This is a genomic window from Dyadobacter sp. BHUBP1, assembly GCF_050587785.1.
Taxonomy (GTDB): Bacteria; Bacteroidota; Bacteroidia; order Cytophagales; family Spirosomataceae; genus Dyadobacter.
The window spans coordinates 608,698-625,502 of sequence record NZ_JBOBIH010000004.1 but is presented as its reverse complement, the minus strand read 5'-3'; the positions used below and the strand labels follow the sequence as shown (position 1 = coordinate 625,502).

The window sequence follows — 16,805 nt, the reverse complement described above, 5'->3', positions numbered from 1 at the left end:
CTTGTATGAATAAATTCTACGCTTGCCTCTTCTTCCTTTTTCTGGGAACGGGCTCTTATGCCCAACAAATTGAAATCACGGCCACGTTTCCGACTATCTGTCTCAATGCGGCGTACGAGCTACCCGTGAACATTACCGGGCAATTCAATGCGAACAACGCCTTTAATATCGAACTCCAACCGGGCTACAACAACAGTACCATCACCTTACCGGCAATTTTCCAGGACGGCAAGATCAGGTTCACCGTTCCGGGGACAGCCATTGAGAAGCCTACGGCCGCGAAACTGAGGATAGTATCGACGTCCCCCGCCGTAGCCTCGGAATGGAACAACAGCACACGATTGCTCGACAAAGGCAATGTGACGCTTACCGTCGCGGGAGAAGACACGGTAAACCGGTACGACAATCTTGCGATCCGTCTTCAGGGCCGCAGCAATTCCTATTCCGAAATTGTATTGAGTAATGGAAAAATGTATGCGTCCTCCGGTGAACTTTCCCATCCTGTCCTGGATTTGGCCCCCGTGCTCCTGCCCGAAACGCCGGAAGTGCTGACGATCAAATCCGCCAAAAACGGGTGCGGCCTGATGGCCGCAGACGGTCAGGTGAGCATCGGGATCAACACGAACTCATTGAGAACGACATTCATAGGACCGGTTTACACTTGCCCCGGCACCGATATCAAATTGAATGCCTCGTTCGATGGCGGTGTGCTGCCGGCGACGATGCGTTACAAGATCCGGATCACGGAATCGAGCACAGAAGGCCAGGCTATCCCTGGCGCCCGGTATTACGATCTGCCAGCCACCATTGAAAATAACCAGCTCACCGCCCGCATACCGGACGATTTCAAAGTAAGTCGGCGCACGTTTTTTACTGCCAGGGTCGTTACCGAAAGCCCGTTCAATGTCGGCTCACCCGGAAGCGCGGTGTTTGCCATTACACCCAAACCGCTGGTCAAGCTGGCAGTCCCCGACCCGACAACCATTGAACCGGGAAAGCCCGTTTTCATTAAATACACCTACGCCGGCCCCTTCCCGGCGAGCATTACGCTCAGCGACGGCACCCAGATCTACGAGACAACGGTGTTCGATGACTCGATCAGTTCAACCATTGAAAGAATGCCCTCCAAAACCACCGACTATACGGCCGTTTCGGTCGAATCGGGTTGCGGCGTACATACAATGCAAAACCAGAAAGCCGCCCGCGTGAACGTTAAGGACGGATTGGTACTGAGCGGATTGAAGTCTCAGAAAATATATTGTGAAGGAGAAACCGTACGCCTGAAATATACTTCCAATGTTGCCATCCCTGAAAATGCGGTGTTTACAGTGATCTTTACCGACCGATCGAAAAGCGAGACAGTGGTAACCGCGCAGAGAACAGGCGGCGAATTAGCATTTAAAATACCCGCGTTCAACCTGGGAAATAGCTACCGCGGCGATGCTTTTTCGTTTCAGGTACATTGCAGTGCACCCGCATTGACATCCATTCCTGTCACTTCCGTTACAATTCAAACGAAACCGGATGTCTTGTGGACGTCGGCGGAAACCACTTCTTTTCCCATGCCTGCTAACCCTACTGTCCGGTTCTCCATACTGGGCGGACCGCCGTATTCGGTGGAATCTATGGATGGAAGCGTGCAGCATTACCTTTACGTCACTACCGGATACACCACGCTTTTTGTCCCAAAAACGGGGGATTACGGGATCAAATCGATTAGCAACTCCTGCTTCACGAACCCTTCACCAACGAAAGTCCGGCTGAATGTAGCGAACGAGTCGCCTGCAACGCCTTATATTTCCGTCAATGTAAAACAGCCTTACCATTGCGCAGCGGATACGCTCGAACTCGACATTCGCTCCGGCGGGGACTTCGGCGCTTCCAATGCATTTGTAGTGGAAGGTTCGGTGTACGGTTGCTGTGATTTTAAAACCCTGTCGGCGGCACCTGCTAACGGGAAATTGCGGTTTGTGATCCCCGGCCTTTCCCTGCGTAATCCGGAAGAGGAAATCACTCTCCGCGTTTCATCCACCAGCCCGGTGGTACACAGCCGGCTCTTTGTCCTCGACCTGGCCTACCCTATCAACGAGGTAAAACTCCGCTTCCCGGGTCAGATCGACACTGAGCCACTGATCACGCTGGCGCGTCCGGTAAGGGGTATTGTCGAGGTGAACGACCAATCGCTGAAATCGCTTGTGATTTCGGACGGGAAGAAAGATTCGACCGTTATATTCCCGGAACGTGCTTTCTATTACGACGTCTACGTTTCGCCAAAGGTGGGCGACAACGTTTATACCATTAAGTCTATCACATCGGTATGCGGCACGAAGCCGGTGAATGTTTCTCAAAACGTTCATATTATGCCCTACCGCATCGACTATCCGGTTTCCTACGACAGGCCTTATGTGTGCACGGGCAGCGACTTCTACGTGCCGTTCCTCGTAACCGAAGGCGCGCGTACCAATGCCACTTTCGAAGTACAGCTGCTAAAAGGGAATATTTTCGGCAAATACAGCGTACTGAGTCTTCCATCCCGCCCGGCTTCCGACGGTATTGTGGCCACGATCCCCGACACCGTAACCGCAGGCGATTACTTCATCAGGGTCGCATCCAGCGACGGCGCCCATTCGCTGGGGCGTGCGTTCCAAGTAAAATCGCCTCCCAGCGCGGTCATCACTGCACCTGGTTATCCGGAAAATCAACCCATAACCGTTACCGCGGGCGAACGGCTGGATCTCCGCATTCTCATTAAAGGCTCCACCCCCGTCCGTGTGATTGCAGACGGGCTCGATTACACCGAATATGACTACCCCGAGCTCGCCCCCTCCTATTATCCGACCCGGAACACCGATTATACGATCAAATCACTCAGCAACGGTTGCGGTGACGGAAAAATATCCGGTTCGGTCCGTATACTGGTGCCTCCCGTGCTTACTGGCAATGTGATCGGCAGCAATTTCTGTAAAGGCCCGACGCTTCCCATCCAGTACGCGCTGAAAGGTGAAGCCGACCTCGCAGACAGCTACATTTATTTCGAACTCAAAAACCAGGAAACGGGCGTTCGCTACGTACTCGACTCGACGAAAACCCTGTCTGGCACTACAAATATCCCGATGTTTCCCGGTGTCCGGGGCGGTTGGTACAAGTTCCGGGTAACGGCGCCGAAATATGGCCTTATAAGTGAGTCCGATTTCCTGGTAAAAGACATCCCGGAACTGGTGCTATCCGGAAGTACGACAATCAATCCGGGAACGGACGCCTACATTTCTTTGACCGCCGCCTTCGCCGACCATCAATGGGTCAATTACAAGCTCTCCGACGGGACATCCGGCCAGTTCTTCGCCATTAGCAGGGAGGCGGTCGTAAAAGTCTCGCCTAAGCAGACGACCACCTATTCCATCGTGTCCGCCAGCAACGCCTGTGGCACCGGCAAGGCCTCAGGGCAAGCAACGGTAACCGTCAATGCGCCAGCCGATCGGACCATCAATGTTACAGGCATCAACAATCTCTCCTACTATTCCACAGGCTGCGCAGGCGATTCGATCCAGGTTAATTTCTCGACTACTGGTGCATTTTCTGCCCAGAACAGGTTTACCGTTCAGCTATCCGATCCGGTGGGTACTACCTTTACGGACATTGGTTCGGGAACTCGGTCGCCCATTACGGCATATCTGCCGGCGAACCTCGCGAGCAGCAAAGACCGCCGCATCCGCATTGTCGCGGCGGAGCCCGGCACTGCCAGTAGCTACTCTCCTTATCCTGTGAGTATCCGTATCCGGGCTACCGCAAAATTCAATACAGATGTTATTTATTACCAGGCAGGAAGCACCCCCAAAGCGGTGATACTGCTTACCGGTGACGGGCCATGGCAATACAGATATGCCAAAGGCGGGAACCGGGTAAGTTTGTCGGGCGCGCTGCCACAGGACACGATCATGCTTGATGGGGCGAATGCGGGTGACGAATACAAGTTGGAATATGTCGGCAATGTGTGCGGCGACGGTAGCATACAATCCCCCTCGACGGTACGGATCGAAGTGATTTCAGCCGTTAAGAACGATCCGGTACCGGTTACCGTGTTTCCAAACCCCGCGAGCGACGCGATCATGATCACCAACACAGGCCAACGCGGGAAATTCGTTGAAATGTTTAATGCGGCGGGTACGTTGGTATTGAGAAAAGCCCTCCGCGGCGAAAGGGAAGTAATCGACATCCGCACTTTGCCGGCTGGCAATTACTTCCTCAAAATCGGGGATGGCAAACAGACAAGCAGTTTCAGGGTATTCAAATATTGATAGTACCTTAGAGGCGACTATTAACCCGGTAATTTTCAAAACACCATGTCCGCAAATCCCTGGCTGGCAGCTGTCAAACGCATTCTCGCATTATCTCAAACCGGCCTGGCCTTTCAGCCCGGCGAATACGACCGCGAACGTTACGAAGAAATCCGGCAGATCAGCATCGACCTGCTCGCCCATATCAGCAACGCACCCGTTGAACAGATTATCAGCCTCTTACCCCACGAAATCGGTTATGTGACGCCGAAAGTGGATATCCGCGCGGTGATTTTCCGGGGTACCGACGAGATCCTGATGGTGCAGGAAAAAATAGATAACGACCGCTGGACATTGCCCGGCGGCTGGGCGGATGTAGGCTACACGCCTTTTGAAGTGGCCGTGAAGGAAGTTTTCGAGGAAACAGGCCTGCACGTAGAAGCGGTACGGCTGCTGGCGGTATTTGACAAAAGCAAGCACGACCACCCCGAAGAACCCTGGTACGTTTACAAATTCTTCATCCTATGCCGGATTACCGGCGGTGAAATTCTCGAACAAACCAATGAAACTTCCGGCGTGAGCTGGATGAAGTTCGGGGAGCTGCCCGGACTGGACCTGTCGCTGAACCGGGTTACCTATACCCAGATCGCCGAGTTACTCCCCTTTGCCGCCGATCCGGGTTTGCCGGTTTTATGTGACTGAAAGGTGATGAAACATTTCCTGAAAACTTTGAAGCAAATTTAAAAACAGCTCCTTTTTCAATTGATATAAATACCTCAAAAACAAATAGTTAAAAACAAATCCGTTTTCATTTAAAATTTAAAAACATTTGGTACGGATTCTAAAATAGATCGCCCGGAGAGCCGGTAGCTTCGTCAGAAATTAATTCAACAATCATGACAAGCAAAAAGGTAATCTTCTGGGCATTCACAGTCGCGCTGGGCGGTTTTTTATTCGGTTTTGATACCGCGGTCATATCGGGCGCGGAGAAGTCGATCCAGCAATTGTGGGGCCTCACTACGGTGCAGCACGGGTTCACAGTTTCCATCGCATTGATCGGCACCGTCCTCGGGTCGCTCACCGGCGCCATCCCATCCGAGCGTTACGGGCGCAAGTACACGCTCTTCGCCATTGCTGTCCTTTACCTGTTGTCATCGATCGGTTCAGCACTCGCTTCCGACTGGATTTCCTTTCTCATTTTTCGCTTCCTCGGCGGCATCGGTGTCGGCATTTCGTCGGTTACCGCTCCATTATATATTTCCGAAATATCCCCCGCCAATTCCCGCGGCCGGCTGGTGGCCATGTTCCAGTTCAATGTCGTTCTGGGCATTCTCATCGCCTACCTGTCCAACTTCCTGCTCGTGGGCATAGGCGACAACGACTGGCGCTGGATGCTGGGCGTGCAGGCGTTCCCGTCGCTGGTTTTCCTGATCGCCATTCTTTTCGTCCCCGAAAGCCCCCGCTGGCTGATCGTGAAGCGCGGCAGAGTCGATGAAGCGCGGCAGATATTGTCCGTCGCCAATGGCGGTATCGACGTGAGCGGCATTGTGTCCGACATTCAGAATTCAGCTAACACGAGCACCCAGCCTAACAGCAGCGTTTCCATTTTTTCTTCCCAATACAAGTTACCCCTGGTACTGGCGCTGCTTTTTGCCTTTTTTAACCAGGTTTCGGGGATCAATGCCATCATCTATTACGCACCGCGCATTTTTGAAATGGCGGGTCTGGGTAAAAGCTCTGCCTTACTGTCGTCTGCTGGTGTGGGTTTGGTCAATTTCTGCTTCACATTCATCGCCATTAACCTCATCGATCGTTTCGGTCGCCGCACGCTGATGTTCATCGGGTCGTTCGGGTTGATCGCCACACTGGGGCTGGTAGCACAGGCATTTTATAGCGGTAACTTGGGCGGCTATGCAGTACCGGTATACCTGTTCATTTACATTGCTTTCTTCGCATTGTCGCAGGGCGCGGTGATATGGGTATTTATCTCAGAAATTTTCCCTAACCAGGTACGTGCTGCGGGCCAGTCGATGGGGAGCTTCATGCACTGGCTGCTGGCGGCGGTAATCGCATTCACATTCCCCTACATCGCCGAAACGCTCGGCGGCGGCAACACTTTCATGATCTTTTGCGGCATGATGGTACTCCAACTGCTGTTCGTGTGGAAGCTCATGCCCGAAACCAAGGGGACTTCCCTCGAACAGATCGAAAAGACATTAATCCTTCACTAAAATCTCCACTTTAAACAATACCATATGACACCGAAACTGACTGTTTTTGGAGAAGTGCTCTGGGACGTGCTACCTGATGCACGCCTGGCCGGCGGGGCTACCATGAACGTCGCCGCACACCTGCAGCGCTACGGCATGGACGTGGCCTTCATCAGTCGCGTCGGGCACGACGAGCTGGGCGCGGAGCTGCTCGCATTCATGGCTGAGCAGGGCCTCGATACCCGGTGGGTACAAACCGGCGAAACGCATCTGACCGGCATTGCCAAGGCCAATGTGTCAGACAGCAACGAGGTTACCTACAAAATCCTGCACCCGGTGGCCTGGGACTACATTCAGTTCGACGCCGCCGCTGCACAGCAGGTTTCCGAAAGTGATTTCTTCGTGTACGGCACGCTCGCCGCACGTGACCACACTTCGCGCGAGACACTACTGCGCTACCTGGGCTCCGCCCCTGTACGGGTATTCGACGTGAACCTGCGCCCTCCGCATTACTCGCGCGAACAAGTACTGGAACTGCTGGGCTTTGCCAGCATTGTCAAAATGAACGAGCATGAGCTGCGCGAAGTAACCGGCTGGCTCACGACCTTCGAAGATGAAAAGCAGGCCATGGCCTATATTCTCGACCGTTTCAAACTGGATATGTTCGTGCTGACCTGCGGGGCAGAAGGCGCCATGGTATTGACCGGCGGCGGCGAATTCCATCAGCATCGCGGCTTTACAGTGGAAGTGGCCGATACCATCGGCAGCGGCGACGCATTCCTCGGCGCTTTTCTGTACCAAACCGCCACGGGGCATCCACTCTCCGATTCCCTTGAATTTGCCTGCGCCGCCGGTGCGTTCGTAGCCGGTAAGGCTGGCGCCTTGCCCGCATTCTCGGAAACCGACATTCAGGATTTCATTCATGCTCAACAGCAGTCGATGCTGCCTATAATCCACTGATTACCAATTCACGCTCTTTAATCGAAAACATTATGAGAAAAATTTTACTGCTGGTGGCCCTCGCGGTCGCCTGCGTGATGCAACTGCCCGCCCACGCGCAAAACAGGGCGCAGATCAAGGGCGTCGTCAAGAGTATCGACGGCGAGCCGCTCCCCGGTGTGAACGTCCTCGAAAAAGGGACTTCCAATGGTGCCGTTACCGATGTTTCAGGAGCTTACAGCATCTCGCCTAATGCAAATGCCACATTAGTGTTCTCCTACATCGGCATGCAAACGAAGGAAGTAGCCGTGGGCAACCAGACGACTATTAACGTTACCCTCGATTACGACCAGAAAAGCCTCAACGAAGTGGTGGTAGTAGGTTATACTTCTTCCAAAAAAGAAGACCTGACCGGCGCCATTGCCGTGGTGGACATGGCCCCTTTGAAAAACATCAGCTCCGGTAACCCGATGCAGGCATTGCAGGGCCGCGTGCCGGGTTTGTATATTGAAAAAACCGGCTCGCCGAATGGTACCAACTCCCGCATTCTGATCCGCGGTGCGAATACCCTCGGCAATACCGACCCGCTCTACATCATCGACGGTGTGCCTACCAAGCGCCCGGAGGTGTTTCAGGGGCTGAACCCGAACTCGATCGAGTCGATCCAGGTGCTGAAAGATGCCTCGGCGTCATCCATCTACGGATCACGGGCTTCCAACGGGGTGATTATCATCACCACCAAAAACGGCGCGAACAGCAACGGCAAAATCAACATCGACTTCAATACTAGCATTTCGACGCAGTCGGAGAAATATGCGCGATTCAAAATGCTGAATGCGGTAGATCGCGGACGGGCATTGTGGCAGGCTTCGGTGAATGATAAAGTGAATCCCGAGGACGGTTACGGCGCATTGTACCAGTTCGACTGGAATAAAGACTTCACCAATCCCATATTAAATGGTGTAAAAGTACAGCCGCTCGTGGGTGGCAACGCCAACATGCCTGCCGGCGATACCGACTGGCAGAAAGTAATGTACAAGACCGGAATCGTGACCAACAACGAGCTCACGATCTCGGGCGGCAATGGTACTTCTTCATTGCAAATCAACCTGGGTTATTACAAAAACACCGGCATGCTCCGCTACACCGATTACGACAAGATCAGCGGGCGCATTAACGGGCTTACCAGCGCGTTCGACGGCAAACTGAAAATCGGGGCGAATATGCAGCTTGCCTCTTCCAACGAAACCCTCGCTTCGACCGACATTGGCGGGGCTGCCACGCCCGGCCTGGCGGTTACCCTGGCGCCCACCATTCCGGTATATGCCAAAGACGGCTCGTGGGGCGGTGCCATCGGCTCGGGTTACTCCGACCGCAACAACCCACTCCACATGCAGGAGATCAACAAATGGGACAATGCACACCGGCTTACGCTGTTCGGTAATGTGTTTGTGGAAATTCAGCCATTCAAAAACTTCTTCCTCAAAACGAGCCTCGGTGCCGATAATGCGGCCTACCGCTTCAAAAACATCGAACAATCCTTTGAAGAAGGCTCATTCGGCCGTGCCAACAACAGCCTGACGATTGACCAGAACCGCTACCTGAGCATTACCTGGTCCAACACGGCCCGCTACAACCTCGACCTGGGTAACAACCATTTCAAGTTCCTCGCGGGTATCGAAGCCATTAAAAACGACTCCGATTTTGAAATAGCCCGGAAAGAAGGCTTTGCCGTGCAAACCAAGGAGTATTTTGTATTGAATGCGGGTACTGGCAATACCAACGTGACCGGCTCCGGCTCGGGCAGCAGGCTGCTTTCGCAGTTCGCCCGCATCGACTATGGCTTTTCGGACCGCTACCTGGCCGCGATCACCATTCGCCGCGACGGCTCTTCCCGCTTCGGTTCCGCCAACGCGTACGGTATTTTCCCGGCGGCTTCGGTGGGCTGGCGCATCGATAAAGAGCAGTTTTTCAAAGGCGTAACCAAGATAAGCAATCTGAAACTGCGGGCCGGGGTCGGCAGGGTTGGTAACCAGGAAATCGGTGACCTCGCCCGCTTTGGATTGTACGATACACGTTACGGCGCACGGCAATCCCAGTTCCCGAACGGTCATAACAGCTTTTTCGACCAGTTCTATAATATCGGCACCGCCTACGACCTGAACGGCGCCAATACGGGCAATTTGCCTTCCGGCTTCGTGTCGATCCAGGGCGCTAATCCTAATTTGAAATGGGAAACGACCGATGAAGCGAACTTCGGGCTCGATTTCGGACTGTTCGACGGCATGATCCAGGGCTCGTTCGACTACTTTACCCGCAAAACCAGCGACATCCTGATCACTCCGCCGGTAGCTTCCGCCGTGGGCGAAGGCCAGCTGCGCGTATTGAACGGCGCGGCCAAGTCTAACAGAGGTTTTGAGTTCTCGGCAGGCTACTATGCCCGTCCGAAAGGCGATTTTACCTACAACGTGATGGCTGGTGTGAGCCGCTTCCGCGACAAGATCACCGCCCTGCCCGAAGAAGTGCGCGCTGCGTACCCGGGTAATGCGATCCAGACGATCCTCGGCCATTCGCAATTCGATTTGTTCGGTTATAAAACCAATGGCCTCTTCCAGAACCAGGCCGAAGTGGACGCCGCTCCCACGCAGGTAGGCGCAGGCCCGGGCCGCATCCGGTACGTGGATACCAACGGCGACAAGCGCATCGACGACCTCGACCGTGTGTTCTTCGGTACTACTCTGCCTGCATTCGAATACAATTTGAAAGTGGAGGCGTTTTACAAGTCGTTCGACTTCTCGATCTTCGGGTCGGGTATCGCGGGCCGGAAGGGTTTCGACATTTATACCTTCTATAACAACTTCATCCGCGGCCGCGAGAACGTAGGGCCGGGTGTGTTCGATGCCTGGTCGCCGACTAATACCGGTTCCAAAATTCCTGCATTGTCGCTTTCGGATGCCAACAACGAGACGCGTTCGTCGGATTATTTCAATGTGAATACTTCCTATTTCAAACTGCGCAACATCCAGCTGGGCTACGCGCTGAATCCGGAGCTGATCCAGAAGATCAAACTGCAACGCGTGCGGATGTACCTGATGGCCGAAAACCTGTTCCTGATCAAATCAAAGCAGTTCAGCGGCCCGGATCCTGAGCGGACGGACATCAACGCCATCCCAATACCACGGACTTTCACATTCGGTTTGAACATTTCTTTCTAATCCTGAAAAAGCGCATTGTTATGAAAAGCAAATACCTATTCGGTCTGATCGCCAGCGGCGCGTTGCTGATCACCACCTCCTGTAACGACTTCCTCGACTACCAGCCGCAAGGGTTGCTGTCGTCGGAGAATATCAAATCGGCCTCCGCAGCGGAATCGCTCGTGACGGCGGCTTATGCCGGCATCGGCAACGACGAAATGATCGGTCCCATGACGAGCATGTGGGTGTACGGCAGCGTGCGCTCGGATGACGCCTACAAGGGCGGCGGCGGTGTGTCCGACGTGGCGGAAATCGATTTTTATGAGCACTACAACCTCACCCGTCCCGACTTCGGCTGGATGCACCCCTACACCTGGGAGAATTTTTACAAAGCCATTTCCCGCGCCAATGCGGCGCTCACAAGCCTGAATGCATTGACCGACGCGGAATTCCCGCTGCGTGCCACCCGCATCGCCGAAATGCGTTTCCTGCGCGGCCACTCACATTTTATGCTTAAAATGCTGTTCAAAAATGTGCCTTACATCGATGAAAAACTGTCGAGCGACGACATTCTGAAAGAGTCGAACGTACGGTACAACAACGACGAGCTCTGGAACAAAATCGGGGAAGATTTCCAGTTTGCCATCGACAACCTGCCGCAGAAGCAGGCGCAGATCGGTCGGGCCAACAAGCTCTCAGCCTCCGCTTATCTGGCCAAATTGCGCCTTTTTCAGGCCTACGAGCAGGATGCCAACCACAAAGTGACAGGCATTAACAAAAACCGTTTGCAGGAGGTGGTAACCCTGACCCAGGCTGTAATCGCGTCGGGCCAGTATAGCCTGCAACCCGATTTCGCCGAGAACTTCATTGCCGAAACCGAAAACGGACCCGAATCCATTTTCGCGATCCAGTATTCGATCAACGACGGTACCGCCGCAGGCCGCCTCAGCTACGTTACCGGCCTCAATTACCCGCATGGCGCGCCGCAATACGGCTGCTGCGGCTTCCATCAGCCGAGCCAGAACCTTGCCAATGCTTACCGCACCGACGCCAACGGGTTGCCGCTTTTTGAGACATTCAATGACAAAAATGTGGATTTCAACACCGAGACCGTCGACCCGCGCGTGGACCATACCATCGGTATCGACGGCCACCCTTACAAATACGACGCAACCAAGCCATTCAGTAACAGCTGGGTACGTGACCCGGGCGTGTATGGCTTCTTTCACACCATGAAAGAGCAGCAGTTGGCCACCAGCAAGTCGTACCACAAGGAGGGGCCATTTATCGGCAGCTCCAAAAATATCGACGTTATCCGCTACGACGACGTGTTATTGATGCAGGCCGAGGCATATATCGAGCTAGGACAGCACGCGCTGGCGCTGCCACTCATCAACCAGATCCGCAAACGCGCGGCGGCAAGCACCGGACGGTTGAAAAAGACGGACGGCAGCTTTGCTTCGAAGTACAATATCAAAGAATATTCTGCTTCCGGGTGGACGCAGGATTATGCCAGAAAGGCGCTCCGCTGGGAAAGAAGGCTGGAATTCGCGACCGAAAGCCCGCGTTTCTTCGACCTCGTGCGCTGGGGCATTGCCGAGCAGACATTGAATGCTTATCTTGAAAAAGAGAAAGTAAGAAGGCCATTCCTCGCAACAGCCAAATTCACTGCGGGAAGAGATGAATACCTGCCCATTCCGCAGCGGGAGATCAGCTTTACGAAGGGGCTTTATGTTCAGAATCCTGGTTACTAAATTTAAATATGCCACGAAGACACGAAGATACACGAATGGCCTTCGTGCTAATTCGTGGCTTCGTGGCATAAAACAGACTATGAAAAAACTCTTAATACTCGCCGCCCTGCTAACTTCGCAGCTAACACAAGCTCAGGACGTCCCTGAAAAGTACCGTCCCCAGTTCCATTTCTCCCCGAAAGCGCACTGGATGAACGACCCCAACGGGATGCTGTTTCACAACGGCACCTACCATTTGTTCTATCAATATTATCCGGAGGCCAAAATCTGGGGCCCGATGCACTGGGGCCATGCCACGAGCAAGGATATGGTGCATTGGAAAGAGCAGCCCATTGCACTCTATCCCGACAGTCTCGGCTACATTTTCTCCGGCAGCGCCGTGGCCGACGTGAACAATACCTCCGGCTTCGGGAAGGATGGGAAAACGCCGCTGGTAGCGATTTTTACGCACCATAACCCTGTTTTGGAAAAGCAGAAAACCGGTCGCCACGAGTACCAGAGCATTGCATACAGCCTCGATGATGGTGCTACCTGGACCAAATACAGCGGCAACCCGGTACTACCCAACCCCGGCATTACCGATTTCCGCGACCCGAAAGTGCGCTGGTATGAGCCGCAGAAAAAGTGGGTAATGACACTCGCCACCAAAGACCGCATTACCTTCTACTCCTCTCCCGATCTCAAAAGCTGGTCGAAGGAAAGCGAGTTTGGCGCGGATGCAGGCGCGCACGGGGGCGTGTGGGAGTGCCCGGATTTGTTCCCGCTCACACACGAGGGCAAACAAGTGTGGGTGCTCATCGTGAATATCAACCCCGGCGGCCCCAATAAGGGCTCGGCAGGGCAGTATTTCCTCGGAGATTTCGATGGGAAAACATTCACCGCGTATTCCAAAGAAACCAAATGGCTCGACTGGGGTGCCGACAACTACGCCGCTGTAACCTTCTCCAACACAGGCAACCGCACGCTCCTGATGGGCTGGATGAGCAATTGGCAATATGCCAACCAGGTACCTACCGACCCCTGGCGCAGCGCCAATACCATTTCCCGCGAACTGGGCCTTAAAGCCGTGGGGAAAGAACTGTACCTGACTTCCATACCCGCCAAGGAACTGGAAGGCATCAAAGGCGAGGGTTATTCCAAAAAGAACCTGGCCGTGAAAGCGCCGGTCGACCTCGCGCCTAAGAGCGGAAATGCGTCGGGTCTGTTCTGGCTGGATCTGAAAACCGCAACGGCCAGCGATTTCCAACTCATACTTTCCAATAAGGAAGGGAATGAGCTCCTGATCGGTTACGACAAGGCAAGCAATCACTATTACATCGACCGTACCAAATCGGGTAAGATTGATTTTGAGGCAGGTTTCGGGCAAAAACACATCGCCCCGAGAATGTCGAAAGATGGCAAGATTGCATTGACGCTCGTTGCCGACGTAGCCTCCGTCGAACTTTTCGCGGACGGAGGACTGACTGTGATGACCGACATTTTCTTTGCCGACACCCCGCTTTCGGGGCTGAGTATCAAATCTGTAAAAGGCATTCAGATAGAGGAAGTACAATACAACACATTGAAACCCTCGATCGAGTAGCCCCGGGCAGTAAAATAGAGCTGTCGGGTGGCAATCCCCGGCAGCTCTATTTTGTATTATATTTGAAATACAATTTATTCTATGAGACTCGCGCTGATCGCTTTCCTGTTGCTGACGCTGTTTACCGGCTGTGCCGAAAAACAGGGAGATGCGTATGTCATCGGGTTCTCCCAATGCACCGGCGACGACGAATGGCGGCGTGCCATGCTCGACGGGATGCAGCGCGAGCTCGCATTTCACAACAATGCAAAGCTGATTTTCAAGGATGCGCATGCCAACAGCGCAGTGCAGGTAAAGCAGATCGAAGAATTGCTCCGGAGCGGCATTCAGCTACTGATCGTTTCACCCAACGAATCAGACCCGCTTACCCCGGTGATCGAAAAGGCCTACAAAAGAGGTATCCCCGTGGTGGTGGTTGACAGGCGCACTTCATCGCCTTACTATACCGCGTACGTCGGCGGCGACAATTACCAGGTCGGCAAAACCGTGGGTGAATATGCCAGTACATTGCTGGGCGGCAAGGGCAAAATGATCGAAATTACCGGCCTGCCCCGCTCCTCGCCCGCCTCCGACCGCCACCGCGGCCTCGTGGACGCGCTCGCGACCCGGCCCGGCATTCAGCGTGTGGCTACCTTGAATGGGCAATGGGAAAAGGATATTGCCAAAAAAGAACTGCGTAAAGCCCTTCCAAACTTCCCCGATCTCGACCTCATTTTCGCTCAGAACGAAGTAATGGCCATGGGTGCCCGGGAGGTTTGCAATGAAATTTTCCCAGAACGGAAGATCCGCGTGATCGGCGTCGACGGGCTGCCGGGGCAATTCGGGGATATTCAGATGGTGTATGACGGCCATATTACCGCCACCGCCTTATATCCCACCGGAGGCGAGGAAGCAGCGCGGGTAGCGATGAACATCCTGCAAAAACAGCCGTATCAGAAAGAAAACCTGCTTCAAACGGCCATTATCGATTCGTCGAATGTGCGGATGATCAAAATGCAGACCGACAAGATGATCTCCCAGCAGAACGACATCGAACGCCAGCAAGCGCGGATCGACGAACAGCTGGAAATTTACCAGACCCAGCGCGGGTTACTGTACGTTATGACTGGCCTGTTTATCGTTTCGATCATCCTCGGCTCGGTCGCATTGTATTCGTTAATCGAAAACAAGAAGATCAATAAAGAGCTGAATTCCAAAAACACCGAAATCCTCATCCAGCGCAACCGCATTCAGGACATCGCCGAAAAAGCGCAGGAAGCGACCGAATCCAAATTCAGGTTTTTTACCAATATTTCGCATGAATTCAGGACACCGCTGACGCTCATTCTGGCGCCGGTGGAAGAACTTCTCAGGCAGAAAAACGAGAGCCCGGCGGTTAAAAAGAACCTTTCCCTGGTTCAGAAGAATGCGAAGCGGCTGCTATGGCTCGTAAACCAGCTCATGGATTTCCGCAAGATCGAAAGCGGCAAGATCCGCTTGCAGGTTACGGAAAACGACATCGTCGCATTCATCAGCGAACTGATGCTGCCCTTTGAACAGGTGGCCAAAAAGCGAAGGATCGATTTCCGGCTGATCACCACGCTGAACCGGCTGAACGTCTGGTTCGACCGCGATATGATGGATAAAGTGTTGTTCAACCTGCTTTCGAATGCATTTAAATTTACCGCCGACTGGGGGCATATTTACATTCATATCAGCCATTCGGCCGATGAAGTGACATTCAAAGTAGAGGATAACGGCTCGGGACTCAGCGAGGCCGATATGGCTGGTGCATTTGAAATGTTTTACCAGGGCAAAAATTCCATCAAAGGTACGGGGCTCGGTTTGCCGCTTTCGCGCGAATTTGTGGAATTACACCAGGGCACCATCACCGCCGACGGCAAAAAAGGCGAGGGTGCCACTTTCACCGTTACATTACCGCTTGGGAACGCTCATTTCCAACCAGAAGATATCGCCGATCCTACGGTCGGAACCATCGAAAAATCGGTCGCCTGGACGGACACCGGCATGGAAACGGCCATTCAAACCGACCTCACAGAACATAAGGACCTCCCTACCCTGGTGGTGATCGAGGATAATGAAGATCTGCTCGGTTTCATGACAGGCCTTTTACAAAACCAATACGAAATCATCACCGCCACCGACGGTAAGGTTGGGTTGGATCAATGCTTCGACACCGTCCCCGACCTCGTCATCTGCGACGTAATGCTGCCCGGCATGGACGGCTTGCAGATCACCTCCGCCCTCAAAGCCGATATGCGCACCTCACACATTCCCGTGATCCTGCTTACCGCCAAAAATACGCCCGAGCAGCAGGTCGAGGGTATGCAAGCCCGTGCGGATATGTACATGACCAAGCCATTCAGCCCCCAATTCTTGCAGGAAAGCATGCGGAGCCTGCTGGCTAACAGACAATTGCTGCAATCCACACAAGTTGGCCGGAACATCGGCGACACCGAAACCGGATTATCCCGCCTGGACAAGAAGTTCGTCAACGAGCTCCGTGCGCTCATCGTCTCGCGCCTCGACGACCCCACTCTCACCGTGGAATCCATCGGCAAGGAAATGGGCCTGTCGCGGGTGCAGCTCTTCCGCAAAACCAAGGCATTGCTCGGCGGCGGCACCAACGACCTCATTCTTAATCTCCGCCTCGAAAAGGCCTGCGCCTTGCTTCGCAACCCCGATCTGACCGTCGCTGAGATCGCCGACCAGACCGGATTTACCTCGCAGAGCTATTTCTCCACGGTCTTCAAAACCCGCTTCGGGGTGTCACCGAAGGATTGGCGATTGGTGAAGAGTTGAAACGTACATGGTGGTATCGCAGATAAATACTATTTTGCCGCCCATTTAAA

At 53.7% G+C, this 16,805-nt stretch carries 8 protein-coding genes; all 8 read left to right on the top strand.

Annotated features, from left to right (window positions below):
- Positions 1 to 5: 5 nt before the first annotated feature.
- The 8 genes from ACQ4MZ_RS19065 (at position 6) to ACQ4MZ_RS19030 (ending at position 16,755) form a co-directional block, all read left to right on the top strand.
- Positions 6 to 4,295 carry a T9SS type A sorting domain-containing protein gene (locus tag ACQ4MZ_RS19065; protein WP_430847374.1) on the top strand — a complete coding sequence of 1,430 codons (4,290 nt, stop codon included), beginning with the start codon at positions 6 to 8 and terminating at the stop codon, positions 4,293 to 4,295.
- A gap of 45 nt (positions 4,296 to 4,340) precedes the next feature.
- Positions 4,341 to 4,976 carry an NUDIX hydrolase gene (locus tag ACQ4MZ_RS19060; RefSeq protein WP_430847372.1) on the top strand — a complete coding sequence of 212 codons (636 nt, stop codon included), beginning with the start codon at positions 4,341 to 4,343 and terminating at the stop codon, positions 4,974 to 4,976.
- Between the two features lie 194 nt (positions 4,977 to 5,170).
- Complete coding sequence (locus ACQ4MZ_RS19055) at positions 5,171 to 6,505, top strand: sugar porter family MFS transporter (RefSeq protein ID WP_430847370.1); 1,335 nt, start codon at positions 5,171 to 5,173, stop codon at positions 6,503 to 6,505.
- A 24-nt stretch (positions 6,506 to 6,529) separates the two neighbouring features.
- Positions 6,530 to 7,444 carry a carbohydrate kinase family protein gene (locus ACQ4MZ_RS19050; RefSeq protein WP_430847368.1) on the top strand — a complete coding sequence of 305 codons (915 nt, stop codon included), beginning with the start codon at positions 6,530 to 6,532 and terminating at the stop codon, positions 7,442 to 7,444.
- A 32-nt stretch (positions 7,445 to 7,476) separates the two neighbouring features.
- Positions 7,477 to 10,638, top strand: coding sequence for a SusC/RagA family TonB-linked outer membrane protein (locus ACQ4MZ_RS19045; protein WP_430847366.1), 3,162 nt, complete (start codon positions 7,477 to 7,479; stop codon positions 10,636 to 10,638).
- A gap of 20 nt (positions 10,639 to 10,658) precedes the next feature.
- Positions 10,659 to 12,371 (top strand): RagB/SusD family nutrient uptake outer membrane protein, encoded by a 1,713-nt coding sequence (locus tag ACQ4MZ_RS19040; protein WP_430847364.1) that lies wholly within the window; start codon positions 10,659 to 10,661, stop codon positions 12,369 to 12,371.
- Between the two features lie 79 nt (positions 12,372 to 12,450).
- Positions 12,451 to 13,953 carry a glycoside hydrolase family 32 protein gene (locus ACQ4MZ_RS19035; protein WP_430847362.1) on the top strand — a complete coding sequence of 501 codons (1,503 nt, stop codon included), beginning with the start codon at positions 12,451 to 12,453 and terminating at the stop codon, positions 13,951 to 13,953.
- A gap of 81 nt (positions 13,954 to 14,034) precedes the next feature.
- Positions 14,035 to 16,755, top strand: a complete 2,721-nt coding sequence (locus tag ACQ4MZ_RS19030; RefSeq protein WP_430847360.1) for a substrate-binding domain-containing protein — start codon at positions 14,035 to 14,037, stop codon at positions 16,753 to 16,755.
- Positions 16,756 to 16,805: the final 50 nt, after the last annotated feature.